This is a genomic window from Pseudomonas sp. 91RF (assembly GCF_003576265.1).
Classification (GTDB): Bacteria; Pseudomonadota; Gammaproteobacteria; order Pseudomonadales; family Pseudomonadaceae; genus Aquipseudomonas; species Aquipseudomonas kribbensis.
Genome location: NZ_QWFC01000022.1, coordinates 26,275 through 43,945, shown reverse-complemented (window position 1 = coordinate 43,945; position 17,671 = coordinate 26,275). Strand labels below are relative to the sequence as shown.

Here is a 17,671-nt window from a genome sequence, read left to right as displayed (position 1 = left end):
AGATTCGCCCTACAATCAATACCGACTTCTGATTGTTGACAAACGTGGGCGGGATTCGCATAGTTCGGTCTACGCAAACGTTTGCGCGGCTTTTTCGAGACCCTGTTGTCTGGAAAATGCCGACGAAGCTTACGCCAGCGCAAGCGTTGCTCACAATAATCATAAGATCGGAGTGAACCCATGAAGCTGCCATTCGCTGGACGTCTTCTCGCTGTCGCCATGCTGGCTGCCGCATCCGCCGCACTGCCTGTCTCTTCGGCTTTCGCTGAGTCCCCCGAAAAACCCAAGGTCGCACTGGTCATGAAGTCTTTGGCCAACGAATTCTTCCTCACCATGGAAGACGGCGCCAAGGCTTACCAGAAAGAGCACTCCGCCGATTTCGACCTGATCTCCAACGGCATCAAGGACGAAACCGACACGGCAGGCCAGACCCGCATCGTCGAGCAGATGATTCTGGCGAAGGTCAATGCACTGGTCATCGCACCTTCTGACTCCAAGGCCATGGTGCCGGTGATCAAGAAAGCCGTCGACGCCGGCATCACCGTGATCAACATCGACAACCAGCTCGATCCCGCCGTCATCAAAAGCAAGAATATCTCCGTACCGTTCGTAGGCCCGGACAACCGCAAGGGTGCACGTCTGGTGGGCGAGTACCTGGCCAAGCAACTGAAGGCAGGTGACGAAGTCGGCATCATCGAGGGCGTTTCCACAACAACCAACGCCCAGCAGCGTACCGCTGGCTTCAAGGATGCGATGGAAGCCGCGCAGATCAAGGTCGTTTCCCTGCAGTCCGGCGACTGGGAAATCGACAAGGGCAACAAGGTAGCCGCTTCGATTCTCAGCGAGTACCCGGACGTCAAGGCGTTGCTGGCCGGTAACGACAGCATGGCGGTCGGCGCTGTTTCCGCTGTGCGTGCGGCCGGCAAGGCCGGGCAGGTACAAGTGGTCGGTTACGACAACATCAACGCCATCAAGCCGATGCTGCAGGATGGTCGCGTACTCGCAACGGCTGACCAGTTCGCTGCCAAACAGGCCGTGTTCGGTATCGAGACCGCGCTGAAAATCATCAAGGGCGAGAAAGTCGACAGTGGCGCCAACGGTGTCATCGAAACCCCGGTCGAGCTGGTCACCAAAAAGTAGTCCTTCGGCGACACAACGGCGCTCGTCCGTCCGGGCGAGCGCATGGAGAGTTTTTATGTCAGTTTCCGCCCCGAACGCTGTCCTCTCGGTCAGCGGTATCGGTAAGACCTATGCGCAGCCGGTGCTCACCGGCATCGACTTGACGCTGATGCGCGGTGAAGTGCTGGCACTGACCGGCGAGAACGGTGCCGGTAAAAGTACCCTGTCGAAAATCATCGGTGGTCTGGTGACCCCGACCACCGGGCAGATGCAATTCCAGGGCAAGGAATACCGCCCTGGCAGCCGTACCCAGGCCGAAGAGCTTGGCGTGCGCATGGTCATGCAAGAACTCAATCTGTTGCCGACCCTTTCGGTGGCGGAAAACCTGTTTCTCGACAACCTGCCAAGCAATGGTGGCTGGATCAGTCGCAAACAGCTGCGCAAGGCTGCCATCGAAGCCATGGCTCAGGTCGGCCTGGATGCCATCGACCCGGACACACTGGTCGGTGAGCTGGGTATCGGTCACCAGCAAATGGTCGAGATCGCGCGTAACCTGATCGGCGATTGCCATGTGCTGATTCTCGACGAGCCGACCGCGATGCTCACCGCTCGCGAAGTTGAAATGCTCTTCGAGCAGATCACCCGGCTGCAGGCGCGTGGCGTTGCGATCATTTATATCTCCCACCGTCTCGAAGAGCTGGCCCGAGTCGCACAGCGCATTGCCGTGCTGCGTGACGGCAATCTTGTTTGCGTCGAGCCGATGGCCAACTACAACAGCGAGCAACTGGTCACCCTGATGGTCGGTCGCGAGCTGGGCGAACACATGGACATGGGCCCGCGCAATATCGGAGCTCCTGCGTTGACGGTGAAAGGCCTCACTCGTTCCGACAAGGTGCGCGACGTGTCCTTCGAAGTGCGTGCCGGTGAGATTTTTGGCATTTCCGGGTTGATCGGGGCAGGGCGCACGGAACTGCTGCGCCTGATCTTCGGCGCCGATCTCGCCGACAGCGGCAGCGTTGCCCTCGGTTCACCGGCGCAGGTGGTGAGTATCCGCTCGCCGGTCGACGCAGTGCGCAATGGCATTGCCCTGATCACTGAAGACCGAAAGGGTGAGGGCCTGCTGCTGAGCCAGTCGATCAGCGCCAACATTGCCCTGGGCAATATGCCGGAGATTTCCAGCGGTGGTTTCGTCAACAATGGCGACGAAATCTCCCTGGCTAAACGGCAGATCGATGCCATGCGCATCCGCAGTTCGAGTCCGACGCAACTGGTGTCCGAACTGTCCGGTGGCAACCAGCAGAAAGTGGTGATCGGCCGCTGGCTGGAGCGTGACTGTTCGGTGTTGCTGTTCGATGAGCCCACTCGCGGTATCGACGTCGGTGCCAAGTTCGACATTTATAACCTGCTGGGTGAGCTGACCCGGCAGGGCAAGGCACTGGTGGTGGTCTCCAGTGACCTGCGCGAGCTGATGCTGATCTGCGACCGCATCGGGGTGCTGTCGGCGGGGCGTCTGATCGACACGTTCGAGCGCGACAGCTGGACCCAGGATGACTTGCTTGCTGCCGCGTTCGCCGGCTACCAAAAACGTGATGCGTTGCTCAACGAGGCAGCGCCTAGGGATCTCCCATGAAAACTGCATCTTCTGCCGGTAAACGTAGTGGCAACTTCTACGGTCTGGGCACTTACCTGGGCCTGGCCGGTGCCTTGCTGGCGATGGTTGCGCTGTTCTCGGTCATGAGCAGCCACTTCCTGTCGTACAACACCTTCAGCACCCTGGCCAACCAGATCCCCGACCTGATGGTGTTGGCGGTCGGCATGACCTTCGTGCTGATCATCGGCGGGATCGACCTGTCGGTGGGCTCGGTGCTGGCGCTTGCGGCATCGACCGTCAGCGTGGCGATCCTGGGCTGGGGCTGGAGTGTCCTTCCGGCTGCGCTGCTTGGCATGGCAGTGGCGGCACTGGCCGGCACGGTGACCGGCTCGATCACGGTTGCCTGGCGAATTCCGTCGTTTATCGTTTCGCTCGGTGTGCTGGAAATGGCCCGAGGCCTGGCGTATCAGATGACCGGTTCGCGCACGGCCTACATCGGTGACTCGTTCGCGTGGTTGTCGAACCCGATCGCTTTTGGTATTTCGCCGTCGTTCATCATCGCCTTGCTGGTGATCTTTATTGCTCAAGCGGTGTTGACCCGAACCGTGTTCGGTCGCTACCTGATCGGCATCGGTACCAACGAGGAAGCGGTGCGGCTGGCAGGCATCAATCCCAAGCCCTACAAGATTCTGGTGTTCAGCCTGATGGGGCTGCTGGCCGGTATCGCGGCGCTGTTCCAGATTTCCCGCCTGGAAGCTGCCGACCCGAATGCCGGTTCAGGCCTTGAACTGCAAGTGATCGCTGCGGTAGTGATCGGCGGCACCAGCCTGATGGGCGGCCGTGGTTCGGTCATCAGTACGTTCTTCGGCGTATTGATCATCTCCGTGCTGGCGGCCGGTCTGGCACAGATCGGCGCAACCGAGCCGACCAAGCGCATCATCACGGGTGCAGTGATCGTCATCGCGGTAGTGCTCGATACGTATCGCAGCCAACGCGCAAGCCGGCGGGGCTGAGACATGGCGACAATCAAGGATGTGGCGGCGCTTGCGGGAATTTCCTACACGACCGTCTCCCATGTTGTGAACAACACCCGACCGGTGAGCCAAGAGGTGCGGTTGAAAGTCGAGGCGGCGATCAAAAGCCTCGACTACGTGCCGAGCGCCGTAGCTCGATCGCTGAAGGCCAAGACCACTGCCACCATTGGCCTGCTGGTGCCCAACAGTCTTAATCCGTACTTTGCCGAACTGGCCCGGGGGATCGAGGATTATTGTGAGCGTAATGGCTACTGCGTAATTCTCTGCAATTCCGACGACAATCCGGAAAAGCAGCGCAGCTACCTTCGGGTGCTGCTGGAGAAGCGCATCGATGGCTTGATCGTCGCCTCCGCTGGCGGTGACAGTGGTCTGGTACAAGGTCTGGCCGGGGTCAAGACGCCGATGGTGATCGTTGACCGGGGGCTGGAAGGTGTGGACGCCGATCTTGTGCGCATCGACCATGAATATGGCGCCTATCTGGCGACAAGACACCTGATTGAACTGGGGCATCGCGATATCGCCACGATTGGCGGTCCGGCGAGCACCAGTGTTGCGCAAATGCGTCAGGCCGGATTTTGCCGCGCCTTGAAAGAGGCAGGTATTGAAGTACCGCCATCGCGGATGCTGGAAAGCGATTTCACCAGCACTGGCGGTTACAACGCGGCTGCAGTTTTGCTTGAGGGCAACCCCCCCAGTGCAATCTTTGCCGGCAACGACATGATCGGCATCGGTGTGCTGCGCGCCGCCGCCGAGCGCAATGTGCGCGTACCTGCGCTGTTGTCGGTGATCGGCTTCGACGATATCCAGATGAGCCGTTATGTGTACCCGGCGCTGACCACTGTGGGGCAGTCGATCCTGCAGTTGGGCGAGATGGCGGCGGAAGTGTTGCTGCGGAGAATTGCCACCCCGGATCTGGCTACGGATCAGCGGATCGTGACCCCGAGTATTGTCTTGCGAGAGTCGACTGCGCCGCTGGCTGGCGTGTTTACCGAATATCGTTGAAACCGAATTGATGAGTAGTGATGTATGCCCGCAAATGTAGTGGTAATAGGCAGCCTGAACATGGACCTGGTCACCCGGGCACCTCGTTTGCCTCGGGGTGGCGAGACACTGATCGGGCATTCGTTCGCCACTGTGTCAGGTGGCAAGGGTGCCAACCAGGCGGTGGCCGCCGCGCGGCTGGGCGCTCAGGTGTCGATGGTTGGCTCTGTTGGCAATGATGACTATGGCGTGCAATTGCGCGAGGCATTGCTGGCCGAGCAGATCGATTGCCAGGCGGTCAGCGTGGTCGAGGACTCCAGTGGCGTAGCGCTGATTGTGGTCGATGACAACAGTCAGAACGCTATCGTCATCGTTGCCGGAGCCAACGGTTCGATGACGCCTGCGGTGATCGACCAGTTCGATGCGGTCTTGCAGGCCGCGGATGTGATCATTTGTCAGCTGGAAATTCCCGATGCCACCGTCGGTCATGCGCTCAAGCGCGGTCGTGAACTGGGCAAGACGGTCATCCTGAATCCGGCCCCGGCCAGTCGTCCTTTGCCTGCGGACTGGTTTGCTTCCATCGACTACCTGATTCCCAATGAAAGCGAGGCTGCCGCCATCAGCGGCTTGCCGGTGGACTCGCTGGAAAGCGCTGAAAAAGCAGCTGCACGACTGATTTCCATGGGTGCCGGCAACGTGATCGTCACGCTGGGTGCTCAGGGGGCGTTGTTTGCCAGCGGCTCGGGCTACCAGCACTTTCCTGCGCCCAAAGTGAAAGCGGTCGATACCACGGCTGCCGGGGACACCTTCGTCGGCGGTTTCGCGGCGGCGTTGGCCGCTGGCAAAACCGAGGTCGAGGCCGTTCGTTTTGGTCAGATAGCCGCGGCGCTGTCTGTTACTCGTGCGGGTGCCCAGCCGTCCATTCCCACATCATCCGACGTACAGGCGTTCAAGCCCGCATGAAAAAGACTCCATTGCTCAATATCGCGCTGTCTCGGCTGATTGCCTCCCTGGGTCATGGCGACATCGTCGTGATCGGTGATGCTGGCTTGCCCGTGCCACCGGGTGTCGAGTTGATCGACCTCGCGCTGACCCACGGTGTTCCGGATTTCGTCAGCACCCTGAAGATCGTGCTCAGCGAAATGCAGGTGGAAAGTCATGTGCTCGCCCAGGAAATCTTCGACAAGCTACCCACTGCACTGGCTTCGCTGGATGCATTGAATGAAGAAGGTGCGCTGGGGCGGCGCGATCTGCTCAGTCATGAGCAATTCAAGGCTCTCAGCCGACAGGCGCGAGCGATTGTCCGTACAGGCGAATGTCAGCCGTACTGCAACATCGTGCTGGTGGCCGGGGTAACGTTTTAACGGGGCTCAGTCCCTTTTCTGATTTCAAATGCACAAGGAATGCGCCATGCACCGCTATGCTCAAAAAATTCACCAACTGATCCGGAGCCTGCTGCTTTTGTCCGTGATAACCGCGACCGGCGCCCAGGCGGCGGAAAAGATCGATCTGATCATCGATACCGATCCGGGTGCCGATGATGTGGTGGCCCTGTTGTTTGCTCTGGCATCGCCGGAGGAACTGAATATTCGCGCGCTGACCACCGTGGCTGGCAACGTGCGTCTCGACAAGACCTCTCGCAACGCGCGACTGGCCCGTGAGTGGGCAGGGCGCGAAGAGGTGCCGGTCTACGCCGGCGCACCGAAACCGTTGATGCGTACACCGATCTACGCCGAGAACATCCATGGCAAGGAAGGCCTGTCGGGTGTCACCGTGCATGAGCCGAAAAAAGGCCTGGCTGAAGGCAATGCGGTCAACTACCTGATCGATACCCTGAAAAAAGCCAAGCCGCACAGCATCACCATTGCCATGCTTGGGCCGCAAACCAACCTGGCACTGGCACTGATCCAGGAGCCGGAGATCGTTCAGGGCATCAAGGAAGTGGTCATCATGGGTGGCGCGCACTTCAACGGTGGCAACATCACACCGGTGGCCGAATTCAACCTGTACGCCGATCCGCAAGCGGCTGAAGTCGTGCTCAAGAGCGGCGTGAAACTGACTTACCTGCCGCTGGATGTAACCCACAAGATTCTCACCAGCGATGCACGCCTGAAGCAGATCGCGGCGCTGAACAACAATGCGAGCAAGATTGTTGGCGATATCCTCAACGAGTACATCAAGGGCGATATGGAGCACTACGGCATTCCGGGTGGTCCGGTGCATGACGCCACGGTCGTGGCTTACCTGCTCAAGCCGGAACTGTTCACCGGCCGTTCGGTGAACGTGGTGGTTGATAGCCGTGAAGGTCCGACCTTCGGGCAGACCATCGTCGACTGGTATGACGGCCTGAAAGCCCCGAAAAATGCCTTCTGGGTGGAAAATGGTGATGCTCAGGGCTTCTTCGATCTGTTGACCGAACGCTTGAAGCGCCTGAAGTAAGTAACAGGCCCGCAGGTGCCAGCCGGCGGGCCTTTTTTATTCTTTTTCGATGTCCGATGTGCCTTTGAAGTCATCCGGATACTTCTCGAACAGCTGGGCAATAAATGATTGCGCGGCTTGTGTTCCCAGTGTCTTGACCAGCAGGTCGATGCTGATCAAGGCCAATTCCTCCGGGCTGCCCGGACTGTAAGAACTATGGCCTTGTGGCCAGTGGGCCTTGATGTCGGCTGAGATGCTTACGGTCGTCATGATGGGCTCGGAAGGTTCTGGACTGGAGTCTTGAGTTAACCATTTTGTCCGGTGTTTGGCACTGCGACTTAGGCATGAGCGCAGGGCTATGCGACACTTGGTTGTCTTCGAAATGACCAAGGACCTGAGCTGTGCAGATCGATTTGAATTCCCCCGGCGGCCTGACGCTGGACGCCGTGCGTCTGATGCTGGCTTCGGCCAGTGACGATGAGCACACCCAGTTACGCGTGACCAAGGGCGGCATTGCGTATATCTCTTCGGGTGTCACCGGTGGCCAGGATATCGAAGGCTTGTCGTTTCGCCTGGAGACCTGGGCCAAGGGCTCGGGGTATGTGGGCAATGTGGCGGCCAGTGACGAGGTCTGGGTGATGCAGATCTTCAATGCACTCAAGGACAACTGGCCGAATCCGCCCTTTGACTACATTGATGTCTACTGAGCACTGGTCATATTCAGTGACGATTGTATGAAGAAGGATCGGGCGTTGCTGAGGCAAACTCGCCGTTTTTCTGATCGTGGGGCAGGGGAGTGGCGCAGGTCATGAAACCAAACGCTGTATTGGCGGTCGCACGATGTTCGCTCAACTATTGAAAAAAGGAGGCTTCATGCCTTGGAAGCTCGCGTCACTGGGTACTCTGATGGCAGTTGCCATGCTGGCTGGCTGCAACACAACCTCCAGCGAGTCGCAGAAGGATCCCATGGCAACCGAAACCGGTCACAGTCGTTGCGAGGCAACCGCTGCAGAGTTCGCCGTCGGCAAAAAGGCTTCGCCGGAATTGCTGGAGCAGGCGCGCAAAAAGGCCGGCGCGCAGAATGCCCGATTCCTCAAGCCTGACGACATGATCACCCTTGAGTACCGGTCTGATCGGCTGAACCTCAATACCGACAACAATCTGGTGGTCACTCGGGCCAGCTGTGGCTGAGTTGTACAGACTTTTGTCACGCGCATAAAAAAACCCCGTCACATGGACGGGGTTTTTTTAGTGCGCCGGGAAATTACTCTGGGCGAACTTGTGCAGCTTGCATACCCTTTTGGCCTTTCTCAGCCACGAAGGAAACGGTCTGGCCTTCTTTCAGGCTTTTGAAACCGTCGGATTCGATAGCTTTGAAGTGTACGAACAGGTCGTCACCGCCACCTTGAGGAGTGATGAAGCCGAAGCCTTTTTCATCGTTGAACCATTTAACGGTGCCGGTTTGGCGATTAGACATGGTGTATCTCCAAGAAACATATATTTTCAGTAGTACTGTGCTGCTCAGGCCAACTGGGCACACCGGGGTATCATAGTCGAAATGTTCGCTTTGGTAGCCCCCCGGACGTGCTGTTTGCTTTCATATTGCAGACGCTTCGACAGTTTGAATGTCTGTAACCCCCGGTTTCAGAGGCTTTCAGCCAATTCGACGGGGTGTAAAAAAAGCTATAAAACCTGCATAAAATATCGGATTCAGGGGCATTCTGGCCGTTTTTTGCTCGCTGAATGCCCGTAAATCCGCTCGACAGGGTCTATTTCTGCACTCGGCAAACCGAGATTTCCTTCAGCGCGCGCTGACCCAGCTCACCGCTCGGCGGGGTGTTCTTGTCCATCAGCTGAGAGATTTCCTGGGTGGTGAATTTCTTCTCCAGGACATCAGCTCCACAGGTGCAGTGTTGTTTGGCTACGGTCGGGTTGACGCTTTGGCTGGCCGCTTTTGTGCAGTCGTTCATGTATTGCTCTTTGACGCCTTTCGGCCAGGCAGCCTGCGCGCTCAGCGGCAACAGCAGAACTAAAGGGACGACTGCGGCGAATAGGGTGTTCAGACGCATGCGAGGATGCTCCTTGTGGGTCGATGTCTTGTTATCTGATGGCTGAGTGGCCGATCAAGTTCATCACTCTGGCACAAAACAGACGATTTGCCTGCCGGTAAAACCAGAGTGCGTGTGTGACCGTTCATCTGTGCTAGCATGGCCGACTCGGGCGTTCGCAGGCTCCGGATGACCTACAGTCACGGCAGCGGCGACGTGCGAATATTCTGATTTGAATCCCAGTCACTCTGGTTCGGTTTTCCGGTTGGCCGCAAGGCTCCTGCCGCTGTAAGGCAGGCGTTCGTCATTGAATGGCCTGGATCGGATCTTGTACTGGCTCATCCCAACCCACGTGACCTTTGGTAGGGGTCACCACTAGGAGAGGAGGCGCCATGCCAACTATTACTCTTCCCGACGGCAGTCAACGTTCATTCGATCACCCGGTTTCCGTAGCCGAGGTCGCCGCATCCATCGGTGCAGGCCTGGCCAAGGCCACCCTGGCCGGCAAGGTGAACGGCAAGCTGGTCGACGCCAGCGACATCATCGACAGCGACGCAACGCTGCAAATCATCACGCCAAAGGATGAAGAGGGGCTGGAGATCATTCGCCACTCTTGCGCCCACCTGGTTGGCCACGCGGTCAAGCAGTTGTACCCGACGGCCAAAATGGTCATCGGTCCGGTCATTGACGAAGGCTTCTATTACGACATCGCCTTCGAGCGTCCTTTCACTCCGGAAGATATGGCCGCCATCGAACAGCGCATGCAGCAGCTGATCGATACCGAATACGACGTCATCAAGAAAGTCACTCCGCGCGCCGAAGTGATCGAAGTGTTCAAGGCTCGCGGCGAAGACTACAAGCTGCGTCTGGTCGAGGACATGCCGAACGAGCAGGCCATGGGCCTGTACTATCACGAAGAATACGTCGACATGTGCCGCGGTCCGCACGTGCCGAACACTCGCTTCCTGAAATCCTTCAAGTTGACCAAGCTGTCCGGCGCTTACTGGCGCGGTGATGCCAAGAACGAGCAACTGCAGCGCGTTTATGGCACCGCATGGGCTGACAAGAAGCAGCTGGCAGCGTACATCCAGCGAATCGAAGAAGCTGAAAAGCGCGATCACCGCAAGATCGGCAAGCGTCTGGGCCTGTTCCACACCCAGGAAGAAGCACCGGGCATGGTGTTCTGGCACCCGAACGGCTGGACTCTGTACCAGGTACTCGAGCAGTACATGCGCAAGGTGCAGCGTGACAACGGCTATCTCGAGATCAAGACGCCGCAAGTCGTTGACCGTAGCCTGTGGGAAAAGTCCGGGCACTGGGCCAACTACGCCGACAACATGTTCACCACCGAGTCGGAAAGCCGCGACTACGCGATCAAGCCGATGAACTGCCCTTGCCACGTGCAAGTGTTCAATCAGGGTCTGAAGAGCTACCGCGAGCTGCCGATGCGTCTGGCCGAGTTCGGTGCCTGCCACCGTAACGAGCCGTCTGGTGCGCTGCACGGCATCATGCGCGTGCGTGCATTCACTCAGGACGACGCCCACATTTTCTGCACCGAAGAGCAGATGCAGGCCGAATCCGCTGCGTTCATCAAGCTGACCATGGATGTTTACCGCGACTTCGGCTTCACCGATGTCGAGATGAAACTGTCCACTCGTCCGGAAAAACGCGTTGGTTCCGACGAGCTGTGGGATCGCGCTGAAGCGGCGTTGGCCGCAGCCCTTGATAGCGCGGGCCTTCCGTACGATCTGCAGCCGGGTGAGGGCGCATTCTATGGTCCGAAGATTGAATTCTCGCTGAAAGATTGCCTCGGTCGCGTGTGGCAATGTGGTACTTTGCAGCTCGATTTCAACCTGCCAGTGCGTCTCGGTGCCGAATACGTCTCCGAAGACAACAGCCGCAAGCATCCGGTCATGTTGCACCGTGCGATTCTCGGTTCGTTCGAGCGTTTCGTCGGGATTCTGATCGAGCACTACGAAGGTGCATTCCCTGCGTGGCTGGCGCCAACCCAGGCAGTGATCATGAATATCACTGATAAACAGGCAGATTTTGTTGCTCAGGTCGAAAAAACTCTCAACGAAAGCGGGTTTCGTGCCAAGTCTGACTTGAGAAATGAAAAGATCGGCTTTAAAATCCGCGAGCATACTTTGCTCAAGGTTCCATATCTCTTGGTTATTGGGGATAAGGAAGTCGAGATGCAGACTGTCGCTGTGCGTACTCGTGAAGGTGCTGACCTGGGCTCGATGCCCGTCGCCCAGTTCGCTGAGTTTCTCGCGCAAGCGGTTTCCCGGCGTGGTCGCCCAGATTCGGAGTAATTATTATTAAGCGTGAAATGAGACAAGATAAACGAACTGCACCGAAAGCCCCGATCAACGAGAATATCTCGGCACGCGAGGTTCGGTTAATTGGCGCTGACGGCGAGCAGATTGGCATCGTCTCGATTGATGAAGCGCTTCGTATCGCTGAAGAAGCAAAGCTTGATCTGGTAGAAATCTCTGCAGACGCAGTCCCACCGGTTTGCCGTGTGATGGACTACGGCAAATCGATCTTCGAAAAGAAGAAGCAGATTGCTGCGGCGAAGAAGAACCAGAAGCAGATTCAGGTAAAAGAAATCAAGTTTCGTCCAGGGACGGAGGAAGGGGATTACCAGGTAAAACTGCGCAACCTGGTACGTTTCCTGAGTGACGGGGACAGGGCCAAGGTATCCTTGCGATTCCGCGGCCGTGAGATGGCCCACCAGGAGCTGGGGATGGAACTCCTCAAGCGGGTTGAACAAGACCTGCTCGAGTACGGTTCGGTCGAACAGCATCCTAAGATGGAAGGACGCCAGCTGATCATGGTCATCGCCCCGAAAAAGAAGAAGTAATCAACAGGGCACGGCAGGCCTTCTGATTATGTTTATCAACTGAATGCGGAGTATCCGAACATGCCAAAGATGAAAACCAAAAGTGGTGCTGCTAAGCGGTTTCTGAAAACTGCTAACGGTATCAAGCACAAGCACGCTTTCAAGAGCCACATCCTGACCAAAATGTCGACCAAGCGTAAGCGTCAACTGCGCGGTAGCAGCTTGCTGCATCCGTCTGACGTGGCAAAAGTCGAGCGCATGCTGCGCCTTCGTTAATTTTTGGATCAAGAATAGAGGAAGTAACTCATGGCTCGTGTAAAGCGTGGCGTCATTGCCCGTAAACGTCACAAAAAAATTCTGAAACTTGCTAAAGGCTACTACGGCGCTCGCTCGCGCGTATTCCGTGTTGCCAAGCAAGCGGTAATCAAGGCAGGCCAATACGCCTACCGTGACCGTCGTCAGAAAAAACGTCAGTTCCGCGCTCTGTGGATCGCTCGTATCAACGCCGGTGCTCGTGTTAACGGTCTGTCCTACAGCCGTTTCATCGCTGGCCTGAAAAAAGCGTCCATCGAGATCGACCGTAAGGTTCTGGCTGATCTGGCAGTGAACGAAAAAGCGGTGTTTGCCGCGATTGTCGAGAAAGCTAAAGCCACCTTGGCTTAAGTACCCCCGACAGTCACCCGGCCTCACCTCTGTGGGGTCAGGTGGTAAACGTCATAAATAGGGGAAGAGCCTTCAAGCTCTTCCCCTATTTTGTATCTGGAGTCTGTACATGGAAAACCTGGATGCGCTGGTCTCTCAAGCACTAGAGGCTGTGCAAAGCGCTGAAGATATCAATGCCCTGGAGCAAATCCGGGTTCAATACCTTGGCAAAAAGGGTGAATTGACTCAGGTGATGAAGACCCTGGGGAATTTGCCGGCAGAGGAGCGTCCACAAGTTGGCGCCCTGATCAACGTTGCCAAGGAACGTGTCACAGGCGTTCTCAATGCGCGCATGGCTCTGTTTGAAGAGGCCGAACTGGCTGCCAAACTGTCCGCCGAATCCATTGACGTAACCCTGCCGGGCCGTGGCCAGACCTCCGGTGGTCTGCATCCGGTAACCCGGACTCTGGAACGTATCGAGCAGTTCTTCACCCGCATCGGCTACGGCATTGCCGAAGGCCCTGAGGTCGAAGACGATTATCACAACTTCGAGGCGCTCAACATCCCAGGCCATCACCCGGCCCGGTCGATGCACGACACCTTCTATTTCAATGCGAACATGCTGTTGCGCACCCATACCTCGCCGGTACAGGTCCGCACCATGGAATCGCAGCAGCCGCCGATCCGCATCGTCTGTCCAGGCCGTGTGTATCGCAGCGACTCCGATATCACTCACTCGCCGATGTTCCATCAGGTCGAAGGCCTGCTGGTCGATCGCGACATCAACTTCGCCGACCTGAAAGGGACTATTGAAGAGTTCCTGCGGGTGTTCTTCGAAAAAGAACTGGCGGTACGTTTCCGTCCTTCCTACTTCCCGTTCACCGAGCCATCCGCTGAAGTCGACATGGAATGCGTGATGTGCAGCGGTAAAGGCTGCCGTGTCTGCAAGCAGACGGGCTGGCTGGAAGTGATGGGCTGCGGCATGGTTCACCCGAATGTGCTGCGCATGTCCGGCATCGATCCGGAAGAGTTCTCGGGCTTTGCCTTCGGCATGGGCGTCGAGCGTCTGGCCATGCTGCGTTACGGCGTGAACGACTTGCGTCTGTTCTTCGACAACGACTTGCGGTTCCTCGCGCAATTTCGCTAGTCGTAACGAATTCTTAGGAGAGCAGGATGAAATTCAGTGAACAATGGCTGCGTGGCTGGGTCAGCCCGCAGGTAAATCGCGACGAGCTGGTCGCTCGTCTGTCGATGGCCGGTCTTGAGGTCGATAGCGTTACGCCGGCCGCCGGTGCATTCAGTGGTGTAGTGGTGGGCGAGGTTCTGAGTACCGAGCAACACCCTGACGCCGACAAGTTGCGTGTGTGCCAGGTGAGCAATGGTGCGGAAACCTTCCAGGTCGTGTGCGGTGCGCCAAATGTGCGTCCGGGCCTGAAGATTCCGTTCGCCATGATCGGTGCCGAGCTGCCGGGCGACTTCAAGATCAAGAAGGCCAAGCTGCGTGGCGTCGAGTCCAACGGCATGCTGTGCTCGCAATCCGAGCTGCAGGTCGGTGAAGGCAATGACGGTCTGATGGAGCTGCCGGCCGATGCGCCGGTGGGCGAAGATTTCCGTGTTTATCTGGATCTGGAAGACGCCAGCATCGAGGTCGACCTGACCCCGAACCGCGGCGACTGCCTGTCCCTGGCCGGTCTGGCTCGTGAAGTGGGTGCGTTGTACGACGCTCCGGTCACTCGTCCGGTGGTGATGACTGTTCCTGCGGTGCACGACGAAGTGCGTTCGGTTGAGGTGCTGGCGCCTGCTGCATGCCCGCGTTACCTGGGTCGTGTCATCCGCAACGTTGACCTGTCCAAGCCTACGCCGCTGTGGATGGTTGAGCGCCTGCGTCGCGCTGAAGTGCGCAGCATCGACGCCGCTGTCGATATCACCAACTACGTGATGCTTGAGCTGGGCCAACCGCTGCACGCTTTCGACCTCGCTGAAATCAACGGCGGCATTCGTGTGCGCATGGCGGAAGAGGGCGAGAAACTCGTTCTGCTCGACGGCCAGGAAGTCAGCCTGCGTAGCGATACGCTGGTGATCGCCGACCACACTCGCGCTCTGGCCATTGCCGGCGTGATGGGTGGCGAGCACAGTGGTGTATCCGCGACCACTCGCGACGTGTTCCTTGAAAGTGCATTCTTCGACCAGATCGCTGTGGCGGGCAAGGCTCGTTCCTATGGTCTGCACACTGATGCTTCGCACCGCTATGAGCGTGGCGTGGACTGGCAACTGGCCCGTGAAGCCATGGAGCGCGCCACCGGCCTGCTGCTGGAAATCACCGGTGGCGAAGCCGGCCCGATCATCGAGACCGTCAGCGAGCAGCACTTGCCGTCGATCGCGCCGATCACTCTGCGCGCTCAGCGCATCACCCAGATGCTGGGCATGGAAATGGATTCGGCCGAAGTCGAGCGTCTGCTCAACGCTTTGGGCCTGAAAGTTTCCGCCGAGGGAGCAGGGCAGTGGCGCGTAGAAGTGCCAAGCCATCGCTTCGATATCAGCCTGGAAGTCGATCTGATCGAAGAGTTGGCACGTCTGTACGGTTACAACCGTCTGCCGGTTCGTTACCCTCAAGCTCGTTTGGCGCCGCAAGCCAAGGCTGAAGCGCGGAGCGATCTGCCGGAGCTGCGTCGTCTGTTGGTCGCTCGCGGTTATCAAGAAGCGATCACTTACAGCTTCATCGATCCAAAGCAATTCGAACTGTTCAATCCAGGTGTCGAGCCGCTGCTGCTGGCGAACCCGATCTCCAATGACATGGCTGCCATGCGTTCGTCGCTGTGGCCAGGTCTGGTCAAGGCGCTGCAGCACAACCTGAATCGTCAGCAGGATCGCGTTCGTCTGTTCGAGAGCGGTCTGCGCTTCGTCGGTCAGCTGGAAGGCCTGAAGCAAGAGCCGATGCTGGCCGGTGTTGTCTGCGGTGGCCGCCTGCCGGAAGGCTGGGCGCAAGGTCGCGATACCGTCGACTTCTTTGACGTCAAGGCTGACGTTGAGGCAGTACTGGGATTCGCCGGCGCACTGGATCAGTTCACCTTCGCACCGGGCAAGCATCCTGCGCTGCATCCGGGGCAAACCGCACGCATCGAGCGTGAAGGGCGTGAAGTCGGCTTTATCGGTGCGATTCACCCTGAATTGTCGAAATCCTTGGGTCTCGACCGTCCGGTCTTCGTTTTCGAGCTGGTTCTGGCTGAAGTAGCGTTGGGCAAAATGCCTAAATTCCACGAGTTGTCGCGCTTTCCTGAAGTGCGTCGTGACCTGGCACTGATTGCGCACAAAGACGTTGCAGCCTCGGCTGTACTGGACGTAATCCGTGAAAATGCAGGCGAATGGCTGACAGACCTCAGGCTATTTGACGTGTATCAGGGTAAAGGTATTGATCCTGATAGAAAAAGCCTTGCAGTCGGCTTGACCTGGCAGCATCCATCGCGCACTCTTAATGACGATGAGGTGAATTCGACGACGCAAAATATCCTCACCTCGCTCGAACAAAGGTTGAACGCCACGTTAAGGAAGTGACGTATGGGGGCTTTGACGAAAGCTGAGATGGCGGAACGTCTGTATGAAGAGCTGGGCCTGAACAAGCGGGAAGCCAAGGAATTGGTCGAACTGTTTTTCGAGGAAATCAGGCACGCTCTTGAAGACAACGAGCAGGTCAAATTGTCGGGTTTCGGCAATTTCGACCTTCGGGACAAACGCCAGCGGCCTGGCCGCAACCCGAAAACGGGGGAAGAAATCCCGATCACGGCTCGCCGTGTGGTCACCTTTCGTCCAGGGCAGAAGTTGAAGGCCCGAGTTGAGGCTTATGCTGGAACCAAGTCATAACGACGAACTACCCGTCATCCCGGGCAAGCGCTACTTCACCATTGGTGAAGTCAGCGAGCTGTGTGCGGTAAAACCGCACGTGCTGCGCTACTGGGAGCAGGAGTTTCCTCAGCTCAACCCCGTCAAACGCCGCGGAAACCGCCGGTATTATCAGCGCCAGGATGTGCTGATGATCCGGCAGATCCGCGCGCTCCTTTACGATCAGGGTTTCACTATCGGTGGCGCGCGTCTGCGCCTGTCCGGTGATGAGGCCAAAGACGATACAACCCAATACAAGCAAATGATCCGCCAGATGATCGCCGAGCTCGAAGATGTTCTGGTGGTTCTCAAGAAATAATTTCCTGCTTTTAAATACTTCCAGTTTTCAAAAGCTTGCGATATATTCTTGAGCGCTCCTCGAGATGAGGGGCGAGTTTCACGCCTAGTCGGGGCGTAGCGCAGTCCGGTAGCGCACTAGCATGGGGTGCTAGGGGTCGAGTGTTCGAATCACTCCGTCCCGACCATATAATTCAATGAAAAAGCCCAACTTTAGCGAGTTGGGCTTTTTCATGCGTAGGGACTTTTGCGGGAGTTTATCCCGTTTTTCTCCTCAAGATGGTCAGCGCCGGTCCTCGCGAATCGGTTGCTGATACCGGGGGCGATGTGATTTTTGATTTGCTGCCCAGTGTCGATTGTTAGCGTTCACTCAAGGATTCATCGAGTTCGGCCGATAGTGTTCGGTCTTGGCTTGCACGCCAAATACTCGAAACCTGGAGTTGGAAATGTTTCTACGAAAAGCCCGCAACGGCATTGCCATCGCGATCATTGCCTCGGTGTACTCCCTTGCAGCTCATGCCACCAGCGTTGCTCTCCAAGAGCATCAGACCGCTGTCCTGGCTGTTGCAACCACGCAGGCATGCGCAAAAAAACACCCGGATGCCGGCATTTCTCTGGAAAGGTTTCTGGAACAAGAAAAAGGCAATTTGACTGAGCCCATGACCAATCACATTCGAGAGGTTGCGGATAAGCCAATGTATGCATCGGAGGTGAAGAGTTCGGTCGAGTTTTTCAACTCTCCCGGTGGGGAAAACTTGCTGGAAAGCCTCTGCAAAGGCATGGTCATAACGAAGTAGTGCCCAGCAGCGAAGTGCTCGAA

21 protein-coding genes and 1 tRNA gene are annotated in these 17,671 nt (G+C 57.4%); 19 read left to right on the top strand and 3 right to left on the bottom strand.

All coding sequences use genetic code 11. From position 1 onward, the window contains the following. Positions 1–180 precede the first annotated feature (180 nt). The 7 genes from DXT77_RS09365 to DXT77_RS09335 are packed head-to-tail and all read left to right on the top strand — an operon-like array spanning position 181 to position 7,164. Positions 181–1,140 carry a sugar ABC transporter substrate-binding protein gene (locus tag DXT77_RS09365; RefSeq protein WP_085712021.1) on the top strand — a complete coding sequence of 320 codons (960 nt, stop codon included), beginning with the start codon at positions 181–183 and terminating at the stop codon, positions 1,138–1,140. A 55-nt stretch (positions 1,141–1,195) separates the two neighbouring features. After that, the gene (locus DXT77_RS09360; RefSeq protein WP_085732496.1) at positions 1,196–2,749 is read left to right on the top strand and encodes a sugar ABC transporter ATP-binding protein; all 1,554 of its coding nucleotides are present in this window, start codon (positions 1,196–1,198) and stop codon (positions 2,747–2,749) included. Beyond that, a complete protein-coding gene (locus DXT77_RS09355) occupies positions 2,746–3,723 on the top strand; it encodes an ABC transporter permease (RefSeq protein WP_025111208.1) in 978 nt (325 codons plus the stop codon). Before DXT77_RS09360 ends, DXT77_RS09355 begins: the two co-directional genes overlap by 4 nt. A gap of 3 nt (positions 3,724–3,726) precedes the next feature. Next, the gene (locus tag DXT77_RS09350) at positions 3,727–4,746 is read left to right on the top strand and encodes a LacI family DNA-binding transcriptional regulator (protein WP_119427437.1); all 1,020 of its coding nucleotides are present in this window, start codon (positions 3,727–3,729) and stop codon (positions 4,744–4,746) included. Between the two features lie 24 nt (positions 4,747–4,770). After that, positions 4,771–5,688 (top strand): ribokinase, encoded by a 918-nt coding sequence (gene rbsK / locus DXT77_RS09345; RefSeq protein WP_119427436.1) that lies wholly within the window; start codon positions 4,771–4,773, stop codon positions 5,686–5,688. Further along, positions 5,685–6,089 (top strand): D-ribose pyranase, encoded by a 405-nt coding sequence (gene rbsD, locus DXT77_RS09340; RefSeq protein ID WP_119427435.1) that lies wholly within the window; start codon positions 5,685–5,687, stop codon positions 6,087–6,089. The genes rbsK and rbsD overlap by 4 nt, the downstream gene beginning before the upstream one ends. A 46-nt stretch (positions 6,090–6,135) precedes the next feature. Then, positions 6,136–7,164 carry a nucleoside hydrolase gene (locus tag DXT77_RS09335; RefSeq protein ID WP_085732500.1) on the top strand — a complete coding sequence of 343 codons (1,029 nt, stop codon included), beginning with the start codon at positions 6,136–6,138 and terminating at the stop codon, positions 7,162–7,164. A gap of 36 nt (positions 7,165–7,200) precedes the next feature. Here the strand turns inward: DXT77_RS09335 and DXT77_RS09330 are convergent, their stop codons facing one another. After that, a complete protein-coding gene (locus tag DXT77_RS09330) occupies positions 7,201–7,413 on the bottom strand; it encodes a hypothetical protein (RefSeq protein ID WP_085712027.1) in 213 nt (70 codons plus the stop codon). Between the two features lie 131 nt (positions 7,414–7,544). Between DXT77_RS09330 and DXT77_RS09325 the strand changes: the two genes are divergently transcribed. After that, positions 7,545–7,850, top strand: coding sequence for a hypothetical protein (locus DXT77_RS09325; protein WP_119427434.1), 306 nt, complete (start codon positions 7,545–7,547; stop codon positions 7,848–7,850). A gap of 166 nt (positions 7,851–8,016) precedes the next feature. Next, positions 8,017–8,334 carry an I78 family peptidase inhibitor gene (locus DXT77_RS09320; protein WP_119427433.1) on the top strand — a complete coding sequence of 106 codons (318 nt, stop codon included), beginning with the start codon at positions 8,017–8,019 and terminating at the stop codon, positions 8,332–8,334. 73 nt (positions 8,335–8,407) lie between these two features. Here the strand turns inward: DXT77_RS09320 and DXT77_RS09315 are convergent, their stop codons facing one another. Then, complete coding sequence (locus DXT77_RS09315; protein WP_003179963.1) at positions 8,408–8,620, bottom strand: cold-shock protein; 213 nt, start codon at positions 8,618–8,620, stop codon at positions 8,408–8,410. Positions 8,621–8,912: 292 nt separating this feature from the next. Further along, positions 8,913–9,212 carry a hypothetical protein gene (locus DXT77_RS09310; RefSeq protein WP_085712030.1) on the bottom strand — a complete coding sequence of 100 codons (300 nt, stop codon included), beginning with the start codon at positions 9,210–9,212 and terminating at the stop codon, positions 8,913–8,915. 371 nt (positions 9,213–9,583) lie between these two features. On the opposite strand from DXT77_RS09310, the gene thrS reads away from it, so the two are divergent. From thrS to DXT77_RS09260, 10 genes are all read left to right on the top strand, one after another. After that, positions 9,584–11,506 carry a threonine--tRNA ligase gene (thrS, locus tag DXT77_RS09305; RefSeq protein ID WP_065261420.1) on the top strand — a complete coding sequence of 641 codons (1,923 nt, stop codon included), beginning with the start codon at positions 9,584–9,586 and terminating at the stop codon, positions 11,504–11,506. Further along, positions 11,506–12,057: a translation initiation factor IF-3 gene (gene infC / locus DXT77_RS09300; RefSeq protein ID WP_170929631.1), complete on the top strand. Its 552-nt coding sequence runs from the start codon at positions 11,506–11,508 to the stop codon at positions 12,055–12,057. Before thrS ends, infC begins: the two co-directional genes overlap by 1 nt. Before the next feature lie 60 nt (positions 12,058–12,117). Next, positions 12,118–12,312, top strand: a complete 195-nt coding sequence (gene rpmI, locus DXT77_RS09295) for a 50S ribosomal protein L35 (RefSeq protein ID WP_002553160.1) — start codon at positions 12,118–12,120, stop codon at positions 12,310–12,312. A 30-nt stretch (positions 12,313–12,342) separates the two neighbouring features. After that, a complete protein-coding gene (gene rplT, locus DXT77_RS09290) occupies positions 12,343–12,699 on the top strand; it encodes a 50S ribosomal protein L20 (protein ID WP_007913489.1) in 357 nt (118 codons plus the stop codon). 109 nt (positions 12,700–12,808) lie between these two features. Beyond that, positions 12,809–13,825, top strand: coding sequence for a phenylalanine--tRNA ligase subunit alpha (gene pheS / locus DXT77_RS09285; RefSeq protein ID WP_085712031.1), 1,017 nt, complete (start codon positions 12,809–12,811; stop codon positions 13,823–13,825). Positions 13,826–13,851: 26 nt separating this feature from the next. Then, entirely contained in the window at positions 13,852–16,230 is a 2,379-nt protein-coding gene (gene pheT, locus DXT77_RS09280; RefSeq protein WP_119427432.1) for a phenylalanine--tRNA ligase subunit beta, read from the top strand. Between the two features lie 3 nt (positions 16,231–16,233). Then, the gene (gene ihfA, locus DXT77_RS09275; protein WP_002553164.1) at positions 16,234–16,536 is read left to right on the top strand and encodes an integration host factor subunit alpha; all 303 of its coding nucleotides are present in this window, start codon (positions 16,234–16,236) and stop codon (positions 16,534–16,536) included. Beyond that, on the top strand, positions 16,517–16,873 hold the full coding sequence (locus tag DXT77_RS09270; protein WP_003179985.1) for a MerR family transcriptional regulator: 357 nt from the start codon (positions 16,517–16,519) through the stop codon (positions 16,871–16,873). Before ihfA ends, DXT77_RS09270 begins: the two co-directional genes overlap by 20 nt. Positions 16,874–16,962: 89 nt before the next feature. Next, positions 16,963–17,039 (top strand) — tRNA-Pro (locus DXT77_RS09265). A 258-nt stretch (positions 17,040–17,297) separates the two neighbouring features. Further along, on the top strand, positions 17,298–17,648 hold the full coding sequence (locus tag DXT77_RS09260) for a hypothetical protein (RefSeq protein ID WP_119427431.1): 351 nt from the start codon (positions 17,298–17,300) through the stop codon (positions 17,646–17,648). The last annotated feature ends 23 nt before the right edge of the window (positions 17,649–17,671 follow it).